Here is a 26305-nt window from a genome sequence, read left to right as displayed (position 1 = left end):
GTCTGTCTGGGCGGCTTAGCGGTGGCGGCCTGCAACTTGCAGGCGGGCGGCGCGGGCTGCGTATTCGTCGGTGTCGCGTTGCTCGCGGCGCGTGCTGGCAATCTGCTCGCGCGTATCCGCGCGGGTAATGAGCGTGTCGAAGGAGTTCTGGCGGCGCTTTTGCTGCTGCCAGTTGGCGCGGCCAGCGAGCAACTGGGCTTCGGCCCGGGCCAGCGCTTCGGTTTGCTGGCGGATGGCGGTATCGAGCGAGGCCAGGAACTGCGCAAAGTCCTGCCAGCGGGTGGAAGTCATGCCGTCCTGCGCGATGGCTTGCATGCGCTCGCGGTATTCCTGCCGGTACTGCGTGAGCGCGGCCAGTTGCTGCTCCGCCTGGTTGCGCAGGCCTTGCAGCCGGCCCAGCTCGCGCGCGGCGGCATCCGTATCGTTCTGGGCCAGGTCGGCCAAGGTATTCAATGCAGATGGCTTAGCCATGTTCACTCCGGTGGAAGAGACTATGCAACTGGCCGATCGAGGCGTCGTAGCCGGCGCGCTCATGGATGTCTTGCTGCAGGAAGGCCTCCATCTGCGGATGCAGGTGGATGGCCAGATCCAGCTCCGGATCGTTGCCCGGCACGTACGCGCCCACGCTGATCAGGTCGCGGTTGCGCTGGTAGCGCGACATCAATTGCTTGAAGCGCCGCACCGAGGCGAACTGCGGCGGCTCGATCAGCGCCGTCATGGCCCGGCTGATCGAGGCCTCCACGTCGATCGCGGGGTAGTGGCCGGATTCCGCCAGGCTGCGCGAGAGCACGATGTGGCCGTCCAGGATGGCGCGCGCGGAATCCGCGATCGGATCCTGCTGGTCGTCGCCTTCGGTCAGCACGGTGTAGAAGGCCGTGATCGAGCCGCCGCCTTCGGCGCCGTTGCCGGTACGCTCCACCAGCGTGGGGAGCTTGGCGAACACCGAGGGCGGATAGCCCTTGGTGGCGGGCGGCTCGCCGATGGCCAGGGCGATCTCGCGCTGGGCCATGGCGTAACGCGTGAGCGAGTCCATGATCAGCAGCACGTGGCGGCCCTGGTCGCGGAAGTACTCGGCCAGGCGCGTGGCATAAGAGGCGCCCTGCATGCGCAGCAGCGGCGAGGTGTCGGCAGGTGCCGCCACCACCACGGAGCGCGCGCGCCCTTCCGGGCCCAGGATGTTCTCGATGAAGTCCTTCACTTCGCGGCCGCGCTCGCCGATCAGGCCGACCACGATCACTTCCGCGCTGGTGTAGCGCGCCATCATGCCCAGCAACACGCTCTTGCCCACGCCGGAGCCGGCGAACAGGCCCATGCGCTGGCCGCGGCCCACGGTGAGCATGCCGTTGATGGCACGCACGCCCACGTCGAGCACAGTCTCGATGGGCGCGCGCGACAGCGGGTTGATCTGCGTGCCGCCGAGCGTGACTTCCGTGGCAGCGGTGATGGGGCCCAGGCCGTCCAGCGGACGCCCGGCGGCATCGAGCACGCGCCCGAGCAGGCCTTCGCCCACCGGCAGGCGCTTCGAGCCCGGCTCACGCGGGGTGGTGTCGCCGCTGGGCAGCGGCGTGGGCTCGAGCGGATAGACGCGCGCGCCGGGCACCAGGCCCACCACGTCGGATTGCGGCATCAGGTAGAGCCGGTCGGCGCCGAAGCCAACGACTTCTGCCTCGGCCAGGCGCGGGCCGGTGTTCTTGCCGTGCAACTGGCCGCCCGGCAGCTCGATCAGGCAATCGCTGCCGACCGGCAGGCGCAGGCCCACGGCTTCCAGCACCAGGCCGGCGGCGCGGGTCAGGCGGCCGCAGCTGCGCTTGCTGTCGATCTCGGCAATGCCGGCCGAGGCGGCGGTGAGCGCATCGCGCCAGCGCTGGCCATGCAGGCCGGCGGTGAAATCCGTATTCACCGAGGTATTGGCCGAGGCATTGGCCGAGGTATCAGGCATGCGGCGGCTCCCACGGGTCGTCACGGCCGAGCGCCTTGACCACGCGGCTCCAGCGCGTGGACAGCGTGGCATCGAGCTCGCCGCTGGCGGCGCTCGCCACGCAGCCGCCGCGCGCGATGGCCGGGTCGGCGCGCACGCTCCAGCCGGCGGCCTGGAGTTCGCCCGTCAGGTGGGTTTCCACCAGCGTGACATCTTCGGGATTGAGCAGCAGGCAGGGCGAGCCGGACAGCGCCGGCTCGGCCGCGAGCAGTTCGCGCACCGCCGGAAGCAGCACGGCGGGATCGGCCTGCACGGCTTGCTGCACGAGCTGGCGCGCCACATCCAGCGCCAGTGAAATCAGGGTCTGGGCCACTTCTTCGTCAACGCGGCCAAGCGCGTGGCTGAAGGTGGCGGCCAGTTGCTGCAGGTGGGCGGCTTCGGTGCGTGCACCTTCCAGGCCGCGCGCATAGCCTTCGCGGTGGCCGTCGCCGTAGCCCTGGGTCTGGCCCTGGGTATAGCCCTGGGCGTAGCCTTCCTTGCGCGCGCCTTCCCGCATGGCGTCGAGCGCGGCAAAGTCGATGGGAGGCGGTGCGGGCTCCAGCGGCATGAACTCTGCCGGAGCGGGCGCGGCCTTGCGCGGATCCAGCGAGACCATCTGCCAGCGCTGCCAGCCGTTTTTCTGCGGGGCGCGGCCCGCCGGCGCGGCAAAGCTCTCGAAGCCGGCCTGGCGCGGCGCGCCGCGGTTGCCCGCTGCGCGGCCATCGCCGGCATCGCTGGCATGATCGCCGCGAAGCTCACTGCGGCCATCGACAAATTCGCTGTCCGAGGCAAGGCCCCGGAACTGGCGCAGGGCACGTTCAGACGTAGGCATCGTCGCCACCACCGATTACAACTTCGCCGGCTTCGGCCAGGCGTCGTACCACCTGGAGGATGTTCTTCTGCTCGGCCTCGACTTGCGAGACCCGTACCGGGCCCAGCGCTTCGAGGTCTTCGCGCAGCATTTCGCCGGCGCGGGTCGACATGTTGCGGATGAACTTGTCGCGCAACTCCACCGGCGCGCCCTTGAGTGCGACGATGAGCGATTCGGTGGCCACTTCCTTGAGCACGCGCTGGATGCCGCGATCGTCGACTTCCATCAGGTTCTCGAACAGGAACATCTCGTCGATGATCTTCTGCGCGAGGTCGCCGTCGTGCAGGCGCACGCCTTCGATCACCGCTTCTTCGTGGGCCGTGCTCATCAGGTTGATGATCTCCGCCGCCGTACGCACACCGCCCATGCGGCTGCGCTTGAGGCTCTGGCCCGCCAGCAGCTTGGTCAGCACGTCGGTCAGTTCCTGCAGGGCGCCAGGCTGCACGCCGCCGAAAGTGGCGATCCGCAGGATCACGTCCTGGCGCAGGCGATCGGTGAACATGGCGATGATCTCGGACGACTTCTGCCGGTCCAGGTGGATCAGGATGGTGGCAATGATCTGCGGGTGTTCGTCGCGGATCAGTTCTGCCACCGAAGTGGAATCCATCCAGTTCAGCGAGTCGATGCCGGCGCCCGGGTCGCGGGACTCGAGGATGTCCTCGATCACCGAGACCGCGCGCTCCTCGCCCAGCGCCTTGTTCAGCACGCTGCGGATGAAGGCGCTCGAATCCACATTCAGCGCGAGATACTGCTCGGTTTCCTGGCGGAACTCGGACAGCACGGCGGACATCTGCTCGCGTGTCACCGAGTTGAGCGTGGCCATGGCCGAGCCCAGGCTCTGCACTTCGCGGGGGCCAAGGTGCTTGAATACTTCAGCTGCGGCGTCTTCACCGAGCGACATCATCAGGATGGCGCTCTTCTGCAATCCTTCATCGGTCATCGCTAGCCATCCAGTTTTTGATCACACTAGCAACCAGGCGCGGGTCGCGCTGCGCGGCGTCACGCACCAGGGCGAGATCGCTTTCATATTTAGCGGCAAGCCGCAGGACTTCCGGATTTGCCGGCTCTTCAGGCGGCAACAGAATCGCTTCGTTGTCGGCCGAATTTTCCTGTGGTGGCGGCAGGGGCGGCGCGGTGTACTTGCGCAGCACCGGACGCGCTACCTTGAACCACACGAACAGCGCCAGCAGTGCCAGCAGCAGGTAGCCGGCGGCGGTCTTGGCCAGGGCGATCATCTCCGGCTGCTTCCACAGCGGCAGTTCCGGCTTGATGTCGTTGTCCACGTTGAACGGGCTGTTGACCACGTTGAGCGAGTCGCCCCGGTCGGCCGAGAAGCCCATGGCTTCCTTGGTCAGGTTCTCGATCTGGGCGAGCTGCGCGGCGGGCAGGGCTTCAGACACCATCTTGCCGTTGGCGCCCGCCTTTTGACGGTAGTTGACCACCACGGCCACCGACAGGCGCTTCACGCCGCCCGGTGCCTGCTGCACATGGCGCACGGTACGGTCGAGCTCGTAGTTGGTGGTGGAGTCGTGGCGGTTGCTGCTCGGGCCGGTCTGGGCCGTGGCGGTGGCGCCGCCCTGGGCCTGGCCCGCGGCCTGGCCTTGCTGGCCGGCCTGCTGCCCTGGCTGGTTCGGCTGGCCCGGGCGCGGTGGCTGGGCCGTGGCGATCGGGGCCGTGGCCGGCGCCGGCGGCTGGTTGGACAGCGCGCCAGGCACGCCGCCCACCGGCGCCGCGCCTTGCTGGCTCGACTCGCTCGATTGCTGGCTGCGAATGGCGGCGCGGGTCGGGTCCTGGTTCGGCTTGAAGGACTCGTCCGTGTGCTCGACGATGGAGAAGTCCACGTCGGCGGTCACCTGCGCTTTCACGTTGTCCTGGCCGAGGATCGGCGCCAGGATGGCCTCCACGCGCTGCGCGTAGTTGCGCTCCAGCGCCTGCACGTACTTGATCTGGCCGGCGTCGAGCATGCGCTCGTTGGTGCCGCTGCCGGACAACAGGTTGCCGTGCTGGTCGACGATCGAGATGGCCTTGGGCGTGAGCTCCGGCACGCTGGACGAAACCAGGTGGCCGATCGCGGCGACCTGGCCGTCATCGATGGCGCGGCCCGGGTAGAGTTGCAGCACGATCGAGGCGGTCGGCTTCTGGCGTTCGCGCACGAACAGCGTCGGCTTGGGAATGGCCAGGTGCACGCGCGCCGACTGCACCGCCCCAATCGACTCGATCGAGCGGGCCAGCTCGCCTTCCAGGCCGCGCTGGTAGTTGACCTGTTCGGCAAACTGGCTGATGCCGAACTTCTGCGTGTCCATCAGCTCCATGCCCGTGGTGCCGCTCTTGGGCAAGCCCTGCGAAGCCAGGCGCAGCCGCGTTTCGTGGACTTTCTCGGAGGGCACCATCACCGCACCGCCGCCTTCGGCGAACTTGTACGGCACGTTCATCTGCTGCAGGGAGGCGATGACGGCACCGCCGTCGCGCTCGGACAGATTGCTGTAGAGCACCTTGTAGTCCGGCGCACGCGACCAAAGCACACCCACCGCGATGGCCGCGGCGAGGGCCGCGCCGCCCAGTATCAGGGGCAGGCGCGGATTGGTCTTGAGTCGCTCGAACAGCTCGGACTTGTTCGACAGGGCTGCCACGGCGTTCATGCGCGCGCCCCCGTCACGGCCGGGCCGGCATGGGTCAGGATCGGCTGGGCCGGATGGCGGGCGCCGCTCTGGCTGCCCTGTCCACCCCGGCTGGCCTGGCTAACCCTGGCTTCGGCATGGCTAAGATCACGCTGCTGACAAAACACGCGTACTCCCCGCGATAGTTGATGAGATTCGGGTCCGGACCGGGCGCGCAGAGGTAAGCGGCATCCCAGATTCGGCACGGTATCGATGATCATCCAAGGCGGGTGCCGACAATCCGGCGAATAGGCCTCGTTTTCCACCCGAATTCCCGCAATGGCCCAGGTGACGCCGCGAGTACGCTTCGGGGGCTGGCACAGGCGGCGCGCGCGGATGCGGCATTTGTGGCATAGGCGGCGCATGGCGCCAGGTTTGCCGGCAGCGGCCAGGGCGAGTGCCCTGCGCAACCTTATTGACTCATTTTCGAACCGGTTTCCCCGGGGCGGGCTTCGGCTGGCCAGGGCGGGGCGGGTTCCAAGCGGATCGCCATGACTACCATCTCTTCTATCGACGGCATGTTGCAGCAACTGCGCGGTCTGGCCCAGAGCGCCACCGGGCAGGAAAGCCAGGCTTCCGCCGTTTCCTCCGGCGGTTTTGCCGGCGAGCTCCAGCGTTCGCTGGCGCGCATCAGCAACGTGCAGGAGAAGGCCTATGGGCAGGCCGAGGCGTTTGAGCTTGGCAAGCCGGGTGTGTCGCTCAATGATGTGATGATCGATATGCAGAAGGCCAATGTTTCGTTTCAGACCGGGGTGCAGGTTCGGAACCGGTTGACGGCGGCTTATCAGGAAGTGATGAATATGACGGTTTGAGGGGGGTGGGTTTTGCTTGTGGCTGCTTGGGGGTAAGGGCAGCTGCAACTGCTTACCGTCAAAGGCAACTGCAGTTTCACCGCCCCTGCGGGGCGGCGACCTACTTTCTTGTCTTGCCAAGAAAGTAGGCAAAGAAGGCGCGCCGGATGGGGCGACTACCTCCTCGGGCTTCGGCGAAAAGAGCGGCCGGGACCCAAACTCGCATCGCCTTAGGGCGATACTCAGACATGGGTCCCTCTTTTCCGCTCTTTTCGCCGAATCCCGAGGCGCCCCATACGGCCTTGGCACACCTCCACGGCTCGCTTCGCATCGCCGTGGGTGATTCCCGCCCCTTCGGGCGGGAATCACGGCTACCACAGTGGTTGATCTTGCCGCTGGTTGGCTCCCCTCTCCCACTTGTGGGAGAGCAACCGTGTCAAGCGGGCAGTTTGTTTTCCCACGGCTGACCGGTCTTCGCCATGGTATTGAGGACTGTCAGCAGCTTGCGCATGCAGGCAGTCACGGCGAGCTTGAATGGCTTACCGGTAAGACTCAAGCGCTCATAGAAACTACGGATGGCAGGGTTATGACGAATCGCAGTTACCGTCGCCATGTACAGCACATTGCGCACCTCGGCTCGACCGCCGCGGATGTAGCGTTGTCCCCGGCGCTTGCCACTGTCGTCGTTAAACGGCGCCACGCCGACCAGCGCTGCGATCTGCTGGCGGTTGAGCTTACCCAACTCGGGCAGTCGCCCCAGCAGGGTGAACACGCTGACTTTGCCAATGCCCGGCACACTGCTAAGCAATTCCACTTTGTGCTTCCATACGTCACTGGTGCGCAGCTTGTGGGTCATATCGATATCGAGCGACTTGATACGGGCGTCCAACCATTCGATATGCTCTTTCAGGCTCTTGATGGCAAGCGGCGGCGCAGTGGCGACTCGAGCCTTCTCTTGCGCCCGCATGACCACGAGCTGGCTGCGCCGGTCCAACAGGTCAGCAAATTCGCGCTGCGCCTCGTCGGGCAACGGACGCACTGGCGGCCGGATCTGCTGGGCAAAACGCGCCAGCACGCGCGCGTCGAGCCGGTCGGTCTTGGCCAGAATCCCGCAAGCTTTGGCGAAGTCGCGCACCTGCTTGGGGTTGACAACTGCGACCGGCAATCCGGCACCAGCCAGCGCGATACTGACGCTGGTTTCATAACCGCCTGTCGCCTCAAGCACGATGCGATCGATTTGACCTTCGTCGTTGTGCTCGGCCAGGTATGCCAACAGCGAAGCGATACCCGCTTCGTCATTGATGAACTGCAAGCTCGCGCTGTCAGGCAAAGAGTCCAGATCCAGCGTGTTCTTGCTAACGTCGATTCCTACAACCTTGATATCCATTTGGCTTATCCCATCCTTGTGACCATTCGGCGTGCTGCCATCCAACCGTTCGGGCTTAGGCTAAACGCTATCAAAAATGGAAGCCTCGATCCTCGCTCTCCCTCGAACTTGGGCTTTCGCCCAGGGCATGGGGCCATCGATCTGAGGCTTCCAGGACATATTTTCCGACATACAAGGGGCCGGGGGAGAGGGCGAGCGCTTGCCATGCCGCGATGCCTTCGTTACGGCATGGGCCGACAGCCTCCCGGGAACTTACAGCCGGAAATACTCTTCCGCTGCTGGTTCTCGCACCGGCTTGCACACCAGATCCCCGGCATTTCCCGCGTACACCAGGCAATCCCCTGGCGTATCGCGATTGATCACGCTAACGCCCTGCGCAATCACCGATCCATTGCCCACATGGCTGCGGCCGATGATGGCGGTATTGGGATACATCACCACGCCGTCGCCGATCACCGGGGCGGCGCCGTGGTTCTTGCCTACCGTGGAGTTCTGGTACAGCACGAGGTAATTGCCGTAGGTGGCTTTTGCCAGCACGATGCCGACCGAGTGCCCGATGAAAAAGACTTCCGGCATCTCGATCTCGTAGAACAGGTCGATGCCGTTGAGCGCCTTGTTCAGCAGGAACAGCCGCGTGCAGGCGCGGGCGTCGCCCTCGTTGCGCCAGATGGTGTTGGCCAGGTAGTAGAGGTACTGGCAGTACTGGCTGGAGTGCAGGTAGTTGAAGCGCCCGGGGTGCCACATGCGTACGGCGTTGATGCAGCGTTCCACCCGGGCCAGCGCTTGCGCCTGGTTGCGCTCGATCAGTGGCAGCAGCGTCGCTGCCTTGCCGTCCGGCACCAGCGCCGCGACCTGCGCGCAGGTGTAGGCGGCAAGGCTTTCAGGTGTCTGGTCGATCAGTTCCATGTTCTTGCTCCTTCCAGGTGAGCGGCCAGCACCTCGCGCACGTCGCGCGGTGCTACGCCTAGCGCGCGCAGGCGCGTCACGCTGCATACCGCCGCCGGTTGCGCCCGGGTGGACCTGGCCAGTTCGACTGCCCAGCCTGCGCGGTTGAACACGTCGGCCAGTTCGCCGTTGGAGACGTTGGCGCCGCTGGCCACGTTGAAGATTCCGCGCTCGCCCAGTGCCGACATGGTGGCCAGGGCTTGCACGACATCGTCGAGGTGGATGTAGTCACGCACCAAGGCGGCATCGCTGTCGAGCTGGAACGCGCGCTCGGCCGATGCGCGCTGCAGCCATTCGGAGAGAAAGCCAGGCGAGCCCGGCGACCAGTCGAAGACGCAGGACAACCGCGCCACGGCTGTGCGCTCCGGCGCGAGCGTGAGGCACAGGTTTTCGCCGAGCGCCTTGGAGAGGTCGTAGAGATGCCGCGGGTTGGCTGGCTGCAGCGTGAGCGCGCCGGCCTCGTCGCCTACCGGCAGCGCGGAGCTGTCATACAGGCGGGTGGACGAGAGATAGACCAGGTGGTCCCAGCGGCCCGCCTGCAGCAGCCGGGCCAGCAGCCCGACATGGGCTTCGACCGTATCGAAGGGGCGTGCGGCAAAGTCGGCGGTGAGGCCGGCGCAATAGAACACGCGGCCGAGGTCGCGCGCCAGCAGGCCGGGGTCGTCCCGGCCGGGCACATGGACTTCATGCCCGGCCTGGCGCAGCGCCTGGACCAGGCGCTGGCCGACAAAGCCGGCGCCGCCGATCACGGTACAAGGTACGGAGCCGGGCATGCCTGGCCTCACGACAACGGGTGATGCAGCGCCGGGTCACGGTGCCACAGCAGCTTGGGGCTCACGCCATGGCACACGGAGAAGTCCGCGCCCTGCAGCAGGGACGGGTCCTTGACGGCGACCATGTTGAAGCCGTGCGCCGGGCCTTCCAGGTAGACCTCGTCGACCGGGATCAGCTCGATGGGGCGGCCGGCCATGTCCACGTTGGAGTTGAAGTCGCGCACCGCGAACACGCTGTAGCCGAAGCCCTGGAGCAGCTGGATGATCTCCGCGTTCTCCAGGCCGTTGCTCCAGTCCACATAGTGGCGGTGCACCTCGAACACGATGTTCGGGGCATCGGGCGCCGGGCGCGACAGTTGCTCGCGCGCGCCCTTGAACACGTCAAGCTCGGCGCCTTCGATGTCCAGCATGATCAGGCTGAGCTTGTCGAGCTTTTGCTGGGCGCAGTAGTCGTCGATGGTGATGGTGGCAAAGCTGTCGTCGCCGGCAGCGCCGTCGGCGCGCTCGGCGTGGGCGAAGGAGTCGTTGCCGACCAGGCGCAGCTGGGTGCTGCTGTCCGACCACAGGCCCAGGCGCCAGCTGTGGATGTTCTCCACATGGTTGAGCTGCGCGTTGTTGCGCAGCATGCCGAGCTGGTCGGCATTGGGCTCGAACGCGTGGCAGGCGCCGCCGGCGGCCGCCAGCTGCTTGGCCATCAGGATTACCTGGTCGCCGAAGTAAGCGCCGCCAATTACCGCGTTGCCGCCGTTCTGGCACAGCTTGACCAGCAGCTTGGTGGTTTGCGGCTCCCATACGTGGTCCGGCTGCGCCGGCGTGCTCATCAGGAAATCGCGGGCGATCTTGGTGCGGTAGAGGAACTCGAACACGGTGCCATCGGCCAGCGTCTTGCGCAGGCGCGATTCGTCGTCGTACATGGCGTCGACGATGGGGCCCGTGATGTCATCGCGCACGCTGCCTTCGTAGCCGGACAGGTCTTGCTCGATGGACTTGCACAGCGCGACCAGCCGGTCGCGCGCGGCCGCGCTGGTGCCAACTTCGCGCAGGGCTTTGGACAGTTTCTGCAATTGATCGGTACTCATGGAATGGCTCCGCAGTTTGGCTTGTTGGTCGGCTTGGCTGACCGGTTGGATTTGATGATTCGGCAATTCGGGAAATTCGGTGTTTCGGGCAATACGAAATTCAATAACAACTGACCGCCGCCAGGCACGGCAGTGCAAGGTCCTTGGCCGAGATCAGCCGGTTCTCGCACGGCGGCCAGGCAATGCCGATCTCGGGATCGTCCCAGCGCACGCCGCCGCTGTGGGCGGGCGCGAAGGGCACGGTCATCTGGTAGAAAACTTCCGACAACTCGGTCAGGGTCTGGAAACCGTGCGCCACGCCCCTGGGGATATACAGCGCGCGCTGGTTCTGCGCCGTCAGCTCCACCGAAAACCACTGGCGGAAGCTTGGCGAGTAGGGGCGCAGGTCCAGGATCGCATCGAAGATGGCGCCGGTGGTGACGCGCACCAGCTTGTCCTCGCCGGCAGGCTCGTACTGGAGGTGCATGCCACGCAGGATGCCGGCCCGGGTATTGCGCGAGATGCTCTGCTGCACAAAGCGCCCGTTCAGCCCGTGGTCCGCGAAGGCATCCACGCAAGCCGTGCGCGCAAAGAAGCCGCGCTCGTCCGCCAGGGGCTCCGGGTCCACCAGCCATGCGCCTTCGATGGGGGTCCGCGTGAAAATCATGGCAGCACCGCGGTTTCCGGAATGGCCACCACGAAGCGGCCGCCCCACTCGCGGATGCCGGCCATCTGCGCGATGACTTCGTCCTTGATGTTCCAGGGCAGGATCAGCAGGTAGTCGGGCTTGTCGCTGAAGACCTGCTCGGGCGCCACCACCGGGATGCGCGTGCCGGGCAGCAGGCGACCCTGCTTGGTGGGGTTGCGATCGACCACGTAGTCGATGAAGTCGGTGCCGGCGCCGCAGTAGTTGAGCAGCGTATTGCCCTTGGCGGCGGCGCCATACGCCGCGATGCGCTTGCCGGCATTGCGGGCTTCGATCAGGAAGGCGAGCAGGTCGCGCTTGGCCTTGCGCACGCGCTCGGCAAAGCCGGCATACAGCGCGGCCGAGCGCAGCCCGGCCTCGCGCTCTTCTTCCAGCGTGGCGGCCACCGAGGGGCGGGTCGCGTGGCTGGCGCCGGCATGGCAGGCAAACACGCGCAGGCTGCCGCCATGGGTGGCCAGGTGCTCGATATCGAACACGCGCAGGCCGGCCCGGGTGAATACCGGCTCCAGCGCCGATAGCGACAGGTACGAGTAGTGCTCGTGATAAAGCGTGTCGAACTGGTTCTGCTCGATCAGGCGCAGCAGGTGCGGAAACTCCAGCGTGATCACGCCCTGGGCCTTGAGCACCAGCGGCATGCCGCCGACGAAGTCGTTGATGTCAGGCACATGCGCCAGCACGTTGTTGCCCAGCAGCAGGTCGACTTCCCAGCCTTGCTGGCGCAGCGCGTGCGCGGTGTCGCGGCCAAAGAACAGCTCGCGGCTGTCCACGCCCTTGGCGCGTGCGGCAGCGGCGGTGTTGGCGGTGGGCTCGACGCCCAGGCACGGAATGCCGGCTTGCACGAAATATTGCAGCAGGTAGCCGTCGTTGCTGGCCAGCTCCATCACGCGGCTGTCGGCGTTCAGGCCGAGACGCTGGGTCATGGTGCTGACATAGCGCTGGGCGTGCTCCAGCCATGACGACGAGTACGACGAGAAGTAGACGTAGTCGTCGTGAAAATGTGTCTGGGCAGGCGTGGCGTCGCGCAACTGGACGAGCCAGCAGTGCTGGCACACCATCGCATGCAGCGGGTAGAAGGTTTCCGCCAGGGCCAGGTCGTCCGCCTTGATGAATGCGTTGGAGACTGGCGACAGGCCAAGGTCCACCACGGTCTGCGCGAGCGGCTGGCCACAGGAACGGCAGGCCGCGTCGCTGGCAGCGTGGCTGGAATGGGTATCAGGAAAGGCGTGGGCAGCGTCTGTCATACGCAGAATTGCTCGATTTGTCGTTCGGTGACGGACCGCGCCTGGGCCGGGGCTTCATGCACGGCGCGGTACCAGTGGGCGGTGGCGGCAAGGGCCTGGTCGAGCGGCCAGCGCGGCTCCCAGCCAAGCAGTCCTCTGGCCAGGGCGGAGTCCAGGTGAAGGTTGCGAGCTTCGTGCGGTGCGGCGCCGGTGGGATCCGGGCGATGCGCCCAGCGCAGTTCGGGCCAGTGTTGCGCCAGGCGCGCCAGCACGGCGCCCACGGCGAGGTTGTCGGCGGCTTGCGGGCCGAAGTTGAAGGCGCGCGCAAGCGCTTGCTCTCCGGCCATCAGGCGTGCGCCAAGCAGCAGGTAGCCGTGCAGGGCTTCCAGCACATGCTGCCAGGGCCGCGTGGCCTGCGGGTTGCGGATTTCGAGCACCGCGCCGGCGGCGGCCGCGCGGGCGGCATCGGGCACCAGGCGATTGTCGGACCAGTCGCCGCCGCCGATCACATTGCCGGCGCGCGCGGTGGCGACCAGCACGCCGCGCTCGGCCAGGAAGGCATTGCGATAGCTGGCGGCAACCAGTTCGGCCGCGGCCTTGCTGGCGCTGTACGGGTCATGCCCGCCGAGCGGATCGGTCTCGCGGTAGCCCCAGAACCATTCCTTGTTGTCGTAGCACTTGTCGGTGGTGATGACCACCACGGCACGTACCGAAGGGCAGTGGCGCACCGCCTCGAGCAGGTTGACCGTGCCCATGACGTTGGTGGCCCAGTTGGCCACCGGGTCGCGATAGCCGGCCCCCACCAGCGGCTGCGCCGCCAGGTGGAAGACGATCTCCGGCTGCGCTGCCTGCATGGCGGCAGCCAGCGTGCTCGCATCGCGGATGTCGGCCAGGTGGTGGGCTTGCAGCGTGCTCTGGACTTCGGCCGCGGTAAACAGGCCGGCCGGCGACTCGGGCGCCAGCGCGTAGCCTGTCACCCGCGCGCCGAGGCGCGCCAGCCATAGCGCGAGCCATGCGCCCTTGAAGCCGGTGTGGCCGGTCACGAAGACCGGGCGGCCGGTGTAGCCGTCTAGCATGCGGGTCACCATGTCTTCCAGGGTGCCGCGCCGGATTGCCACAACTGCTCCAGCATGTTCTTTTCGCGCAGGGTGTCCATCGGCTGCCAGAAGCCCTGGTGCTCGAACGCCAGCAAGTGCCCGCGCGTGGCGAGCTCTTCCATGGGGGCTTGCTCCCAACTGGTCTTGTCGTCGGCGATCAGGTCAAGCACTTCGGGCTGCAGCACGAAGAAGCCGCCATTGATCCAGGCGCCGTCGCCGCGCGGCTTTTCCGCGAAACCGGCCACCATGCCTTCGCTGGTGCGCTCGAGCGCACCGTAGCGTCCCGGCGGCTGCACCGCCGCCACCGTGGCCCAGCGGCCGTGGTTGCGGTGAAAGGCGATCTCGGCGGTGAGGTCGATGTCGGACACGCCGTCGCCATAGGTAAAGCAGAACGGCTCGCCGGGCGTGAGGTACTCGCGCACGCGCCGCAGGCGGCCGCCGGTCTGCGATTCCTCGCCGGTGTCCACCAGCGTCACGCGCCACGGCTCGGCCTTGCGGCAGTGCACGTCCATGCGGTTTTCCGACATGTCGAAGGTCACATCCGACATATGCAGGAAGTAGTTGGCGAAGTATTCCTTGATGACGTAGCCCTTGTAGCCCAGGCAGATGACGAAGTCATTGATGCCGTGTGCGGCATACATCTTCATGATGTGCCACAGGATCGGCTTGCCGCCCACTTCAATCATGGGCTTGGGACGCAGGTGGGATTCTTCGGATATGCGGGTACCCAGCCCGCCCGCCAGGATGACGGCTTTCATGCTGCTTCCTCCAGCACCTGGATGCCCAGGATTTCGTAGGTCGAAGGTTTGCCCTGGCTATCGAGCAGGGCCAGGTCGAGGCCGAACTGCTGCTGCAGGATATCGGCCACGGGACTCGTGTCATGACCGCCTTCGCGCATCCGCACGCTGAGCAGGCGGTAGAGCGGCAGGTGGTACGGACGCAGGTTGACGGCTTCCATCAGTAGTTCGAGCGCGCGGTCGTAGCGGCCTTCGCGCTGGGCCATCTCACCCAGCGCGAAGGCGATCAGCCAGTGCTTGCTCCACTTGGCCGACATGTTTTCCAGCAGGCTGTTCAGCTCGATATGACGTCCTTCCTGCAGAAGCAGCCCGATGGTCAGCACCAGTTCTTCCATCGAATGCCAGGCGCCATTGCAGAACACGCCGTCCTGCGTACGCGGCTTGAGGTGGCTCACATCCCGGTGCTGGCTGACCAGATGCGCCGCCTGGTCTTCGAACCAGCGCGTGAAGCCGGCCACGTCGGCGATGGCGCTCTTCTCGAAGCGATGCCGCAGGGAGAGTCGCAGCGCGTTGAGCTGCTCCACGTCCGCGGCAAGCTGCGCGGCCATCTCGACGTAGGCCTGCTCCGTTTCGCAGACCAGGCCGCCCAGGCCTACGGCGTGCAGAAAGGGCGCGGAGACGCGGGTGTGGAATGCCGGGCCGGCCAGCGAGACCACGGGCACGCCCATCCAGAGCGTGTCGCAGGTCGTGGTGCCGCCGGTGACCGGGGAGGTATCCAGTGCGATATCGATGTCGTGGTAGGTCAGGTACTGGTTCTTGCCTTCCCGGGGGATGCAGGTGACGCGCTGCGTGTCGATGCCGGCTTGCGCCATGCGCTCCAGTAGCGGCACCTTCACTTCATCCGTATCGAGCCCCGCCGCCTCGACCAGCAGCCGGCTGCCAGGGCAGCGCGCCAGGACGGCGCTCCACATCCGCAGGGTCCGGTCGGTCAGCTTGCCGATGTTGTTGCAGGAGCCGAAGGTAATGAAGCCGTTGCGCAGCGCCGGCGTTTCCCTGACCTGGTAATCGCTCTGATAGACCGTCAGCGGATTGCCAACCAGCGGGTGGTAGACGGCAAACGGGCCGGGTGCGCGCAGCAGGTTCTCGGTGTAGTTGGGCTCTGCCCCGGCCGGATCCCCGATCCAGTCGGTCACGCGATGCTGCACTGCCGGCATGCCGGTGCTGCCAGGATAGCCAAGCCAGGTGAGCTGCACCGGAGCCAGGCCGTGGACCATGTAGTGCAGCGGCGAGCTGCCCGTATATCCGCCAAGGTCGATCAGCACATCGACGTTTTCCTCGCGGATGAGCTTGACGATTTCACCATCCGGCTTATTGGCCAGGCTGACGAAGCGGTCGCAGTAGATGGATATCTTGTGCGTGACGTTGTCGTGATAGGCGTGCAGGCTGAGCGCCACGACTTCGAACCTGGCGCGGTCGAGGTTGGCGATCAGCGGGATCAGGAAGTAGGCGCAGGCATGCTTGTACAAGTCGTTCGACAGGATGCCGATGCGGATCCTGTCCGAGCGGGGGCGGGGCTGCATGGGCAACGCCGGCAGCCGCTCGCGCGCCAGCACTTGCGCATACCTGGAGGCTTCGGCCAGCAAGTCTTGCGCGCTCGTCTTCTCGCCGAAGAGAAGCATGAACAGCAGGTTTGAGCGGATGCTCTTGTTGGTTGGCGCGGTTGCCGCGGCGCGGCGCAACACCTGGATCGCGTCCTCGGCAAAGCCAGTGTTTTTCAGGTCGTTGGCATAGTTGGCCAGGATCGCCGGATGATCCGGAGCGATTTCGATGGCCTTGAGCGAGGCTTGCTTGGCTTCGGCATGCTCGCCCAGCTTGTTCAGCACGATGGCGTAGTTCGCCCAGGCTTCCAGGCACTGCGGGTGGGATGCCACGCAGTCGCGCAGCATGGTCCTGGCGTCCTCCAGCTTGCCCATCGCCACAAGGATGCGCGCGCACATGGACGCGATGTCGGGCTGGCCGGGATGCGCGGCGAGTCCTTCCTGGGCGAAACGGTAGGCATCGTCGAGGCGATGCAGTTCCAGCGAGGAAAACGCGGCCCAATAATAGGGCTTGGCCATATGCGGCGCGAGCTTCCTGGCCTTCTCCGCATGGGCGATGGCTTCCTCAAAGCGGCCAGCGTAATGACTGGTCTCGGCTTGCTTGATACACCGGTCCGCCTTGGGATTGATTGCGACTTTCTTCATAAGGGAAGGATGGATTTACCAGGCCCGCAGGCCGTTGCAGCGCGGAATCCAGGCGCAGCTGCGCCAGGCGGCTGAACCGGGGGGCATTCTGCGCCCCGGGGCATGCTGTAGCCTATGCATGTGCCGGCTCGGCTCGCACTGGCTGCCCGACGTTGATGCCCAGGACTTCCAGCACTGTTGGCGCACCCTGCTGTTCGACGAGGGCCAGCGGCACGCCGAGTTGCTGCAGCATGAATTCGCCAAGCATGCCCTTGTCGTACTGGTATTCGTCGAGCCGCGCGCTAAGCAGCCGGTACAGCGGCAGGTGATAGGGCCGCAGGCCGACGCTCTCCATCAGGTAATCGACCGCGGCCTCGTGCTGGCCGTTGCGATGTTCGATCTCGGCGAGTGCGTAGGGAACGATCCAGTGCCTGGGCCACTTCGCGCAGAAGGTCTCGAGCAGCGCGCGCAGTTCCACGTAACGGCCGGCCTCAAGCAATCCCGCGATGGCAATCACGATTTCCGCCATGGTGTGCCAGGTGTCGGAGAAGTACACGCCGTCGTGCGAGCCGGGCGTGCTGTCGACCTGGCGGTGCGGCCGGACTGCTTCGGTGAGCTGGTCTTCCAGCCAGCGCGCGAAGGCGGCGCCATCGGCCAGAGGACCCTGCTCGAAGCGCTGCCGCAGAGACAGCCGCAAGTCGTTGAGCTGGCCGATGTCCGCGGCCAGTTGCACGGCCACGTCCACGTATTCCTCTTCATTGCGGCAGCTCAGGCCATCCAGGCCGAGCGCGTGCAGGAAACTGGCGGACATCCGCGAGTGGAAGGCCGAGCCTGCCAGCGTGACCACCGGTACACCCATCCACAAGGCGTCGCACGTGGTGGTGCCGCCGGTCAGGGGCACGGTGTCCAGCACAATGTCGATGTCGTGATAGGTCAGGTATTGGTTCGCCGCCTGCCTGGGGACGCAGACCACCCGGTCCGGGTCGATGCCAGCCTGCGTCAGGCGTGTCAGCAGGGGCGCGCGCACGGCCTCGCTGTCGATGTCCCGTGCCTCGATCAGCAGCTGGCTGTTCGGGCAGCGCTCCAGTACCGTGCGCCACAGCGCCACGGTCTGGTCGGTGACCTTGCCCAGGTTATTGCAGGAGCCAAAGGTAATCGTGCCGGTACGCAGCGCAGGCGTTTCCCGGACCCTGTACGTGGGGCCGTAGGCCTTGAGCGGGCTGTGTATCAACGGCGCATACGTGCAAAAGACGCCGGGCGCCCTGAGCAAGGTCTCCGCATAGTGCGGCTCGAACCCTTCAGGGTCGCAGGTCCAGTCGCTGATGCGGTACTGGATGGATTTCAATCCGGTGCTGCCGGGATAGCCAAGCCAAGTCATCTGCACCGGCGCCAGTCCGTGCACCATATAGGGCAGCGGTGAAGTCCCGGTATGCCCGCCGAGGTCGATCAGCACGTCGAGCTGCTCATTGCGGACAATCTCGACAATATCGGCAGTCGATTTCCCGGCCAGTTCGATGAACTGGTTGGCATGTAGCCGGATCTTCTCCGTCACATGGTCGCTGAGCGGGTGCAGCGAGAACGCCACCACTTCCACCCGTGCGCGATCCAGGTTCGCGATCAGAGGCAGGACGAAGTAGGAGCAGGCGTGGCGCATCAGGTCGTTCGAGATCAGCCCCAGCCGTATCGGCCCGCTAGTGCGCTTTGGCGCGTTGTCGTCGCGCGGGAAACGGGGGCCGGCCAGCAGCAGCGCTTCATAGGCCTTGGCCTCGCGCAGCAGGTCTAGCGCCGTGGTTTCCTGGGCGAACAGCATGGCGAACAGCAGGTTGGCGCGGATGGCGAGGTTGCGCGGGGCCAGCTTCACGGCCTTCCTGAGTGGGGCCATGACCTCACCCATTTCGCCGGTTTCCTTCAAGGCGATGGCGTAGTTGCACACCGCCGTGGCCTCATCCGGATTGATGGCCAGCGCCTTGAGCGCCGCCTCCTTTGCGGCGGCGGGCTCTCGCAGCTCCAGCAGCAGGGCGGTAAAGTGCACCCACGCGCTGAGCGAGCCGGGGTCGATGTCGACGCAGCGCTGCAGCAACCGCTTGGCTTGCTGATGCTCGCCGTTGCGCAGCAGGACGAAGCCGCCGAGGGACATCAGTTCGATATCGTCAGGAAAATGCTGCAGCCCGTCGCGCAGGATCTCGCCGGCCTTCTTGGTGTCTTCCAGCGCCAGCCGGGCCGCCATTTGCCAGTAGGAGGCGTCGGCCCGCTTGCCAAGGATCTGCTCTGCCTTTTCGGCTTCCCTGAGCGCCGCGCGGTACTGGCCGGCTTGATAAAGTGTGCGAGCCTTGTCGATCTGGCGGGGCAACTTGGGAGCGATCTGGATAGGTTTCATCGGTTGGGCCCGTCTTGGCGGGCTGGTACAGGCAATGCGCTCAATAACAATGCCGCTGCATACCGGGGAAGGCGGTTTTGCTGCGGTGATTGCCAGGCTGTTCCGGCCCCTAAAACTTATCAGGACGACAGGCGCGGGGAGGCCGGAATACAAGCCAAAAAGGAGGCCAATTCCAGAGGCGGGGCAGTGGTGAGGTGAATGCGGCGCTTTCGCGTGGGCGGCTGGTGGCCGCCGGGGAACTCAGCGAGGGCTGAGCGGATTCGGCGCTGGCGCGGTATCGGCTTCGGCCTGGCCTTTTTCCAGCTGATAGAGCCAGGCCAGCAATTCGGCCACGGCCACGTACAACTGCTCCGGGATGCGCGAGTCGAGGTCGACCTGCATGAGCAGGGTCACCAGCGCGGGGGAATTGTGGACATAGACGCCGCCGTCGCGGGCGCGGGCGATGATGGCGTCGGCCACGTCGCCATAGCCCTTGGCCACCACGCGGGGGCTTTGGTCGCGCGTTTCATCGTAGCTCAGCGCTACCGCAGTGCCGCGTGCGTTGTCGTCGGGCTGTCTCACCGCCTGGTGCTCCCGGCCGGTTGGAAGATGCCATCCACCGCCAACGCGGTGAGATCGAGGCCGGTCGCGGCGAGGCGATCCTGGAGCTGCGCGCGCGCGCCGGCCAGGAGGTTGACCGAGGCAGGCGCCGCCAGGCGTGCTTCGATGCTGTTGCCGGTCAGCTTGATTCTGGCCTCCACGGTGCCGAGGTTGGGGAACTCGAGGACCAGCCGGGTCGACCAGACGCCGTCGGCAATGGCATCCGGCTGGCCCTGCCCGCGCGCGGGGTTGTCATCTTGCTCACGCGTGATCTGCCATTGCATCGGCGTACCCGGCCACGCTTCGCCCATCCAGCGCAATTGCTGGGTTGCCAGGGTGTCGAGCTGCTGGCGCACCAAGGTGGCGGCATCGGGATGCACGGCGGGGCCGGTGGCGCTGGTGGCTTGCAACGGGTCCGCGGCCGGCTTGCTTGCGCCGAAGATGTCGTCCGCCGAGAGATGCACCGTACGCGGCGCTGGCGTGGCGGAAGCTGCCTGGTAGGCCTGGGTTGCCTGCTGGGCGAGATGCGCGGAGGGCGTGGCCGGATTTGCGGCAGGCGTCGCCGCCGTGGAGGCGGCGCCGGGGGCGGGCGCTGAGTAAAGGCCCGCAGCTTTCTGCGCTTGTGCCGGCGTGTCGGCACCGGGACCTTCCGCGGGAAGGGGAAGGCTGCCTGACTCCGCCGCGACGGCGGCGGCGGCCTTGGCGACATTGGCAGCCACCTGGGCCGGGGCAGGCGTTGCCGCGCCCGCAGCCGGCTGATACGTCAACTGCAACACCGGTTGCGTGGCATCCGTGGTGGCTGGCGGGGCAGCGGGCGGGCGCCCCAGCAAGGCCTGGGGCTCGCGCATCAGGCTGTCGAGCGGGCGCGTGCCATTCAGCCATTGGCCGAGATGCGACTCATAAAACAGGCCACTCTGCCCAACCTGGCGGGCCAGCGCGCTTGCCAGCGAAGCGGCCTGGCCACTGCCTGGCGGCGCGGCCACGACGGGCGCCGCGCTGCGCAGCGGCGCGGCATCGGTGCCGTCCAGGATATCGAGGATGACGCGCGCGGCCGTGCTAAGCGACTCGCGCGCCGAAGTTGTTGCCGCGCCTTCGGTCGGGGGCGGCATGCCGGCACCGACCGTTGCGGCCCGGCCTTGCTGCACGGTGTTGCCACCCCCGGAAGGCCCCTCGGTGTCGGTGACGGTGCCAACCGGCTGCAGGGCCGCCAGCTTCGCTACGGTAAGGGCGGACTTGAGCGCCTGCGGATCCGTGCGCAGGGCAAGCGATGCATCTGCCGGAAGGTTGATGCCGATCATTTACCGTATCAGGCCGGCGAGCCGTAGGCGTGATGCAGTTCCTGGCGGCGGCGCGAGTTATTCAGCAGGTAGCCCAGCTCTTCCATCCTGGGTGTGACCAGGTTGCGGATGGCGGCATCCTGCGACAGGATGGTTTCCAGCATCCGGTAGCGGTAACGCCGCTCTTCGGCGCTCAGCGACGCCACGTCGTCGATACTCTTCAGGGTGTTGACCTGGGCGACGTAAGCCGTTTGCAGCGCGCACAGCGTATCCCACCGGCCCGCGCGCGCGGCCTCGCACATCAGGCCGGACAGGCGCATCAGTTCTTCATAGCAGGCGATGATCTGTTTCTTTTGCTGCAACATGTCAGGCTCCTATTGAGAGAGCTTCCATCGGCTTGAACGCCGCAGGCGCAGGCTCCGGCTCGGCGGTCGGATCGATCTGGCTCCAGGCCGTGGCGATGTCGGCCAGCAGCTTGTCCACTTCGTTCAGGCGGGCCTCGTCGTTATGCAGGTTGGCCAGCATCAGTTGCCGGGTCATATAGTCGTAGAGCGCATCGAGATTGCCGGCCAGGTCCGCGCTGGCACCATGATCCAGCGAGGCGCGCAGTCCACTTTCGACAATGCTGATGGCGTGGGAAATGGCCTTGCCCTTGCCGGCAACATCGCCCGCTTCCATATGGAAGCGGGCTCGGGCAATCGCCGCCCGCGCACCGTCGAACAGCATGACGATGAGCCGATGGGGAGAGGCGCTCATGGCCCCTGTCTCGTTGCCGACATTGGAATAAGCATTGGCGGCGGTGCGTGCGTACATAGCGGCGATCCCTGAGTTTGATATGACGAGTATGCAAGTCCGGCTGCGCTCAACCCGAAGAGCTGCTCGAAGAGCTGAACTGCTGCGTCAGGTAAGTCTTGGTCGAGTTCATCTGCGACATCAGCGTATCCAGGTTCTGGAATTCGGTCTGGTACTGCGCGATGGTGGCGTTGATCTCGGTCTGTGTATTGGTGTACTCGGTCGCGAGCGATTTGAGCGTTGCGTTGACGCCGTTGGTGGCGGACGTCAGGGCACCCGTGGTGCTGACAAAGCCGGTCGCTGCGGCCGATAGCTGGTTGCCGAAGCCCGATTTTCCGTCGGTACCGCTCAGCAGCTGGGCTACGCCCGTACGGTTGCTGGAGAGGGCGGCGTTCAGTTTGCTCGAATCCAGCGCCATGCTGCCGTCGGCGTTGAAGCTGATGCCGATCTGCGTCAGGTTGGTCAGCCCGGTGGTGCCGACCGCCGTTTGCGGCGTATTGATGACGTTGCGCAGCTGATTCTCGATCACGCGCAGGGTAGAGTCGCCCAGCAGCACACCGGCGGTGTTGGTGGACGCGTCGTAGGCGGAGAGCTGGGCTGCCGTGGACTGCAGCGTGTTGTACGCGGTGACGAAGCTCTGCACGCCGGTAGCCATGGCGCTGGTGTTGCTGGCCACGCTCACCGTGCTGGTGCCGGCGGTGGCCAGGTTGAGGGTCACGCCCTGGGCCGCGCCCTGGACCGAATTGCTGGCACTGGTGATCGCCAGGCCGTTGATGGTGAGCTTGGCGTCCTGCGCCGCGATGTTCTGCGTCATCGCCGTCGTGCCGCCCGGGTTATACGTCAGCAGGTTGCTGATGGTGGTGGGGTCGCCACTGCCGTTGCTGCTGACCGAAATGCTCATGCTCGAAGCGGCGCCGGTGGAGTTCGAGGTCAACACCAGGTGATAGGGCGTGCTGCTGCCGTCGTTGACGATACTGGCTGTGACACCGGCATTGGCGGCATTGATGGCGTCGCGGATGCCGCTCAGTGTGTCGTTGGTGCCGTTGATGTTGATCGACGTTGCCGCGGTGCTGCCGGGTGTGAAGGTGGTGGTGGTGCCGCTGGTGGTGGTGGTGCCGAACTGGATCTGGATGGTGGCGCTGCCCAGCTGCTGGCCGGTGCTGTCGGTGATGCCGTTCGAGACCAGCGTCTGCGACTGCGCCAGTTGCGATACGTTGACTGCGTAGCTGCCCGCCACCGCGGTATTGTCCGACGTGGTGGTGAGCACGCTGGTGTTGCTCGACGAGGTGGTGGTGCTGTTGTACAGGCTGGCCGTGCCGAGTGCGGCGGAGGCCGACTGGAACGACGCCAGCGCGCTTTGCAACACGCCATAGGCCGACAGCTTGCTGTTGGCGGCGGTCTGCTCGTCGGTGATGGGGGTGAGCTTGGCTTGCTCCGCCGTCTGCAGATTGGTCAGCAGGGTGCTCAGGTCCAGCCCGGAGCCAACGCCAAGCGACGAAATCGGTGAGCTGGTTGAACTCGATACACTCGTTGAACTCATGTTTGGAACCTGTGGTTGGTTTCGACGGGGAGGATCGCCCGTTCAGGCGGTTTGATGAATGAGCAAGCCCTGCAGTTTATCGATGGCGCGGATCATGCGCAGGACTTCTTTTGAGGGGAATTGGCGAATGGTCTCGCCGGTGGTCTTGTCCACGACGCTCGTCACCAAGCGGTGCGTGGTTTTGTCGATGCCGACGCGTACCTCGAGCGAGGTGGCCTGCAGGGCATCGTTGATGCTTTTGAGCGCGCTGTCCAGCTCGCCGCTGGCGGCTGCATGGGACCCGTTCGCCGGCTTTGGCCCTGTTGCATCCGAACCCGAGGCCGCGGTGGTTGCCGCTGTTCCGGCCGCATTCACGGACGGTAATGGGCTGGCGGACTGGGTGGCCGTCATCGGCAGTAGCGGTTCGGTCGAACTGATCATGATCTGTCTTCGCAACGGTTGGGCCGGTGCACGAAAGGCTCCGGAGGAAACGCTTTCAGAGCGGAGACCGCTCTGAAAACATTCCCGGCAGGACGGGCCCGGGTCGGGCCCGTCCTGCTAGGAGACCGCCGTCTGTTGCGGGATTAACGCAGCAGCGACAGCACGCCTTGGTTCGACTGGTTGGCCTGGGCCAGCACAGAGGTACCAGCTTGTTGCAGGATCTGGGCACGCGACATGGCCGACACTTCGGTCGCGTAGTCAGCGTCCTGGATGCGCGAGCGCGAAGCCGACAGGTTCGTCACAGCCGAGCCCAGGTTCGAGATAGCCGAGTCGAAACGGTTCTGCACTGCACCCAGCGAGCTGCGCAGCTTGTCGACCATGGCCAGCGCCTTGTCGATCGTGGCCAGCGGGTTGGTGCTGCCGGAGCCGGTGAACTGGGCGCTGGCGGTGGTGGTGCCGCTGGTGCTCAGCTGGATCGCGGTTGCATCGGTGACTGCCGTGGTCGTGGAGCCGCCGTTGGCCTGGGCGCCAGCTTGCGTACCTGCAGACAGCGCGTAGTTGTTGCCACCTTGGGTGACGTAGGCGACAGCAGCGCCGCTGGTGTCAGCGCCGACCTTGACCAGCTGGCCAGCGACGGTGTTGCCGGTGTTGCCGTTAGCGGCATCGCCGACCGTCAGGTTGACCTTGTTCAGGGTGACGTCGCCGGTGGCAGCGTCGACCGAGGCAGCGTAGTTGTCGTTGCCGTACTTGACCACGTAGTTGCTGGTGGCGTTGCCGGCGGTGTCCAGCACGTTGTTCAGCGTCAGCGAGCTGGCGCTGACGGTCGAGCCGACGACGGCGGACAGTGCGGTGGCAGCCGAGGCCAGGTTGACGGAAACCGGTGCGGAGCCGGTGGCGGCAGCAACGGTGGTGATGGCGGCGCTGGTGCTCAGCGAGTTCTTGGCCACCGTGAAGCCGGTCATGCCCAGGGTCTTCGAGCTGATTTCCTGCAGGGCGATCGAGATGGTCTGGCCGTCTTGCGCGCCAACTTGTACGCTCAGGGGTGCAGCGGTGGACGACAGGACCTTGACGCCGTTGAAGTCGGTTTGTTGCGAAGTGCGGTCGATTTCAGCCAGACGTTGCGTGATTTCGTCCTGGATCGATTGCAGGTCGCTTGCCGAGTTGCTGCCCGTTGCGGCTTGGACGGACAGGGTACGGATAGCTTGCAGGTTGTTGTTGACTTCGTTCAGCGCGCCTTCAGTGGTCTGCGCCAGCGAGATGCCGTCGTTGGCGTTGCGCTGTGCTTGCGTCAGGCCGTTGATGTTGGCGGTGAAGCGGTTGGCGATCGCCTGGCCGGCGGCGTCGTCCTTGGCGCTATTGATACGCAGGCCCGAGGACAGGCGCTGGATCGCGGTGTTCAGCGATGCCTGCGACGAGCTCAGGTTGTTTTGCGTCATCAAGGACAGCGTATTGGTATTGATGGTCATCGACATGGTACGACTCCTATTCTTTTACAGTAGATTGTGCAATCCGGCTGCTGCCGCAACGCTGGCTGCCAGGCAATGCTGGGCGAGAAGTGCCACCGTTGTTTGGGTTATCGGTTGGGGCAGGAAAAGATTTAGAGTGATCTTTGCGATGGCCTGAAACTGAGTGATGGATTTGGCGCGAAACAAGCCCGGCAGGGCTAGCTGCGTGACCCCGGCAACGCCTAGCGGCGCTTGCGGGTACGCGGTGTATATAAACTGACAAATTCCGGCGAGGTCTCCGCCCCGGGCACGCAGGCCGTGGCCTCGGGGGCGTGAGCCGGCGTGATCACGGCGATGGAGTGCTTGTAGACGATCTGCGGAAGCGGGTCCTGCGCAGACTCTGCCAGCAACACCATATAGTTGTCCGTCGCCATGATCACGCCGTGCAGCCGAACGCCGTTCGATAAATGCACGACGACAGGATTGCGACTTGCGCTGTGGGTGGAGAGCTGCAGGTGCTGCAGTTTCCGGCTCGGGCGATCGATCCTGGTTACCTTCTTGTTCACAACTTCTCCGGAAGAGCCCGCTCGGGTTCTGGCGGCTGGCAACGGTCCAATAACTGGGCCTGGGCAAATGGGGTGTGACAGCACGGCTGGGTACCGGTTGTGGCACGGCCTGGGCTGGGCGGGGGATGAAACATCCGCTCTCGGTGCTGGCGCGGGACGGCGAGGCGGCATGGGCCGGGACCGGCCCTGGTTTGTGTCCAGGCGGTGGATCCGATGCTGCTCCGCAAGCTGTGGCGGGCGACGCCGCCAGAAGAGAAGGGGAATACTTCAGGGGCGAGAGTAACAAAATTTTACAAATCTTGACGGTTGGGGGGCGCGTCTCGCGTAGAGGTTTTCCTCTAATAAAACTATTGCATCACACTGCAAACCCATGAATTGACTGGTGCCAGTGTGGCAAGTCCCAACGCCACCCCGCGCCCGCATTCCCTGTCTGGCATGGATTTGCGGGCGACGAGGTGGCCCTGGCCTGTTACTGTGACGTATTCCATGCCGGGTATTCGCCACACGAGTGGCATTTTCGGCACTTTCGCTATCAGAGATATCCCTGATAGAAATTGGATTTACACCTCATGTAAGCAGGTTTATATTCGCGTCAGGGCCTTTCGGCTCTAAAGCAGTCCTGGAAAGCCTACGAGCACCCCGCGCGTGGGCTTCTTTTTTTGTGCGCCCACTTTGTTTGTTGTGCGCCCTTGGCGACAAGCGCCGGTGGCAGCACTTCGAAGTGCATGGGTGACATTAGACGACAGGTTGCCGCTGGGCAATCGCTCGAATTGCCGGGCTTTTCCCCTCTATATTTCCTTTCAAATCCCCATTTTTGCGCTTCTTTTCGGAAGTCGCCGTTTAGCCCTCAAGCTTGCTCCTGTCCCTGCCGTTAAGCCCGCGATGCGG

24 protein-coding genes are annotated in these 26305 nt (G+C 65.4%); 1 reads left to right on the top strand and 23 read right to left on the bottom strand.

Annotated features, from left to right (window positions below; genetic code table 11):
• Positions 1-15: 15 nt before the first annotated feature.
• Genes fliJ through fliF form a run of 5 tightly spaced genes read right to left on the bottom strand, consistent with a single transcriptional unit; the run spans position 16 to position 5467 of the window.
• Positions 16-471: a flagellar export protein FliJ gene (fliJ, locus tag F7R26_RS33045; protein WP_150993616.1), complete on the bottom strand. Its 456-nt coding sequence runs from the start codon at positions 469-471 to the stop codon at positions 16-18.
• Positions 464-2011 carry a flagellar protein export ATPase FliI gene (fliI, locus tag F7R26_RS33040; RefSeq protein ID WP_241754624.1) on the bottom strand — a complete coding sequence of 516 codons (1548 nt, stop codon included), beginning with the start codon at positions 2009-2011 and terminating at the stop codon, positions 464-466. Before fliI ends, fliJ begins: the two co-directional genes overlap by 8 nt.
• A complete protein-coding gene (fliH, locus tag F7R26_RS33035; RefSeq protein WP_150993614.1) occupies positions 1932-2789 on the bottom strand; it encodes a flagellar assembly protein FliH in 858 nt (285 codons plus the stop codon). The genes fliI and fliH overlap by 80 nt, the downstream gene beginning before the upstream one ends.
• Positions 2776-3768, bottom strand: a complete 993-nt coding sequence (fliG, locus tag F7R26_RS33030; protein ID WP_150993612.1) for a flagellar motor switch protein FliG — start codon at positions 3766-3768, stop codon at positions 2776-2778. Before fliG ends, fliH begins: the two co-directional genes overlap by 14 nt.
• On the bottom strand, positions 3758-5467 hold the full coding sequence (gene fliF / locus F7R26_RS33025) for a flagellar basal-body MS-ring/collar protein FliF (protein ID WP_193692200.1): 1710 nt from the start codon (positions 5465-5467) through the stop codon (positions 3758-3760). Before fliF ends, fliG begins: the two co-directional genes overlap by 11 nt.
• A 509-nt stretch (positions 5468-5976) precedes the next feature.
• Here fliF and fliE point away from each other — a divergent pair.
• Positions 5977-6297, top strand: coding sequence for a flagellar hook-basal body complex protein FliE (gene fliE / locus F7R26_RS33020; RefSeq protein WP_150993642.1), 321 nt, complete (start codon positions 5977-5979; stop codon positions 6295-6297).
• A gap of 415 nt (positions 6298-6712) precedes the next feature.
• Here fliE and F7R26_RS33015 read toward each other — a convergent pair whose 3' ends face one another.
• The 18 genes from F7R26_RS33015 to F7R26_RS32930 all read right to left on the bottom strand — a co-directional run bounded on the left by F7R26_RS33015 (position 6713) and on the right by F7R26_RS32930 (position 25417).
• On the bottom strand, positions 6713-7663 hold the full coding sequence (locus F7R26_RS33015) for an IS110 family transposase (protein ID WP_193692084.1): 951 nt from the start codon (positions 7661-7663) through the stop codon (positions 6713-6715).
• Between the two features lie 252 nt (positions 7664-7915).
• Positions 7916-8569: an LbetaH domain-containing protein gene (locus tag F7R26_RS33010; RefSeq protein ID WP_170302023.1), complete on the bottom strand. Its 654-nt coding sequence runs from the start codon at positions 8567-8569 to the stop codon at positions 7916-7918.
• A complete protein-coding gene (locus tag F7R26_RS33005; RefSeq protein WP_150992973.1) occupies positions 8560-9381 on the bottom strand; it encodes an NAD-dependent epimerase/dehydratase family protein in 822 nt (273 codons plus the stop codon). The genes F7R26_RS33010 and F7R26_RS33005 overlap by 10 nt, the downstream gene beginning before the upstream one ends.
• Positions 9382-9389: 8 nt before the next feature.
• Positions 9390-10460, bottom strand: a complete 1071-nt coding sequence (locus F7R26_RS33000; protein WP_150992975.1) for an FkbM family methyltransferase — start codon at positions 10458-10460, stop codon at positions 9390-9392.
• Positions 10461-10560: 100 nt separating this feature from the next.
• Complete coding sequence (rfbC, locus tag F7R26_RS32995; RefSeq protein ID WP_150992977.1) at positions 10561-11106, bottom strand: dTDP-4-dehydrorhamnose 3,5-epimerase; 546 nt, start codon at positions 11104-11106, stop codon at positions 10561-10563.
• Entirely contained in the window at positions 11103-12386 is a 1284-nt protein-coding gene (locus F7R26_RS32990; protein WP_150992979.1) for a class I SAM-dependent methyltransferase, read from the bottom strand. Before F7R26_RS32990 ends, rfbC begins: the two co-directional genes overlap by 4 nt.
• Complete coding sequence (gene rfbG, locus F7R26_RS32985) at positions 12383-13441, bottom strand: CDP-glucose 4,6-dehydratase (protein WP_150993005.1); 1059 nt, start codon at positions 13439-13441, stop codon at positions 12383-12385. Before rfbG ends, F7R26_RS32990 begins: the two co-directional genes overlap by 4 nt.
• 5 nt (positions 13442-13446) lie before the next feature.
• On the bottom strand, positions 13447-14220 hold the full coding sequence (gene rfbF / locus F7R26_RS32980) for a glucose-1-phosphate cytidylyltransferase (RefSeq protein WP_043353489.1): 774 nt from the start codon (positions 14218-14220) through the stop codon (positions 13447-13449).
• A complete protein-coding gene (locus F7R26_RS32975; RefSeq protein ID WP_150992981.1) occupies positions 14217-16442 on the bottom strand; it encodes an O-linked N-acetylglucosamine transferase family protein in 2226 nt (741 codons plus the stop codon). Before F7R26_RS32975 ends, rfbF begins: the two co-directional genes overlap by 4 nt.
• 112 nt (positions 16443-16554) lie before the next feature.
• Positions 16555-18798 carry an O-linked N-acetylglucosamine transferase family protein gene (locus tag F7R26_RS32970; RefSeq protein WP_150992983.1) on the bottom strand — a complete coding sequence of 748 codons (2244 nt, stop codon included), beginning with the start codon at positions 18796-18798 and terminating at the stop codon, positions 16555-16557.
• A 240-nt stretch (positions 18799-19038) separates the two neighbouring features.
• Entirely contained in the window at positions 19039-19359 is a 321-nt protein-coding gene (locus F7R26_RS32965; protein ID WP_150992985.1) for an EscU/YscU/HrcU family type III secretion system export apparatus switch protein, read from the bottom strand.
• Positions 19356-20675 carry a flagellar hook-length control protein FliK gene (gene fliK / locus F7R26_RS32960; RefSeq protein WP_150992987.1) on the bottom strand — a complete coding sequence of 440 codons (1320 nt, stop codon included), beginning with the start codon at positions 20673-20675 and terminating at the stop codon, positions 19356-19358. The genes F7R26_RS32965 and fliK overlap by 4 nt, the downstream gene beginning before the upstream one ends.
• Positions 20676-20683: 8 nt before the next feature.
• Positions 20684-21019: a flagellar protein FliT gene (locus F7R26_RS32955; RefSeq protein WP_150992989.1), complete on the bottom strand. Its 336-nt coding sequence runs from the start codon at positions 21017-21019 to the stop codon at positions 20684-20686.
• 1 nt (position 21020) lies between these two features.
• The gene (gene fliS, locus F7R26_RS32950; protein WP_150992991.1) at positions 21021-21467 is read right to left on the bottom strand and encodes a flagellar export chaperone FliS; all 447 of its coding nucleotides are present in this window, start codon (positions 21465-21467) and stop codon (positions 21021-21023) included.
• Between the two features lie 49 nt (positions 21468-21516).
• A complete protein-coding gene (fliD, locus tag F7R26_RS32945) occupies positions 21517-22986 on the bottom strand; it encodes a flagellar filament capping protein FliD (protein ID WP_150992993.1) in 1470 nt (489 codons plus the stop codon).
• Positions 22987-23028: 42 nt separating this feature from the next.
• Positions 23029-23406: a flagellar protein FlaG gene (locus F7R26_RS32940; protein WP_150992995.1), complete on the bottom strand. Its 378-nt coding sequence runs from the start codon at positions 23404-23406 to the stop codon at positions 23029-23031.
• A gap of 143 nt (positions 23407-23549) precedes the next feature.
• Entirely contained in the window at positions 23550-24878 is a 1329-nt protein-coding gene (locus F7R26_RS32935; protein WP_150992997.1) for a FliC/FljB family flagellin, read from the bottom strand.
• Between the two features lie 215 nt (positions 24879-25093).
• Entirely contained in the window at positions 25094-25417 is a 324-nt protein-coding gene (locus F7R26_RS32930) for an RNA chaperone Hfq (protein ID WP_150992999.1), read from the bottom strand.
• Positions 25418-26305 lie beyond the last annotated feature (888 nt).

Source organism: Cupriavidus basilensis (assembly GCF_008801925.2).
GTDB lineage: Bacteria > Pseudomonadota > Gammaproteobacteria > Burkholderiales > Burkholderiaceae > Cupriavidus > Cupriavidus basilensis.
This window is presented reverse-complemented; position numbering and strand designations above follow the sequence as displayed.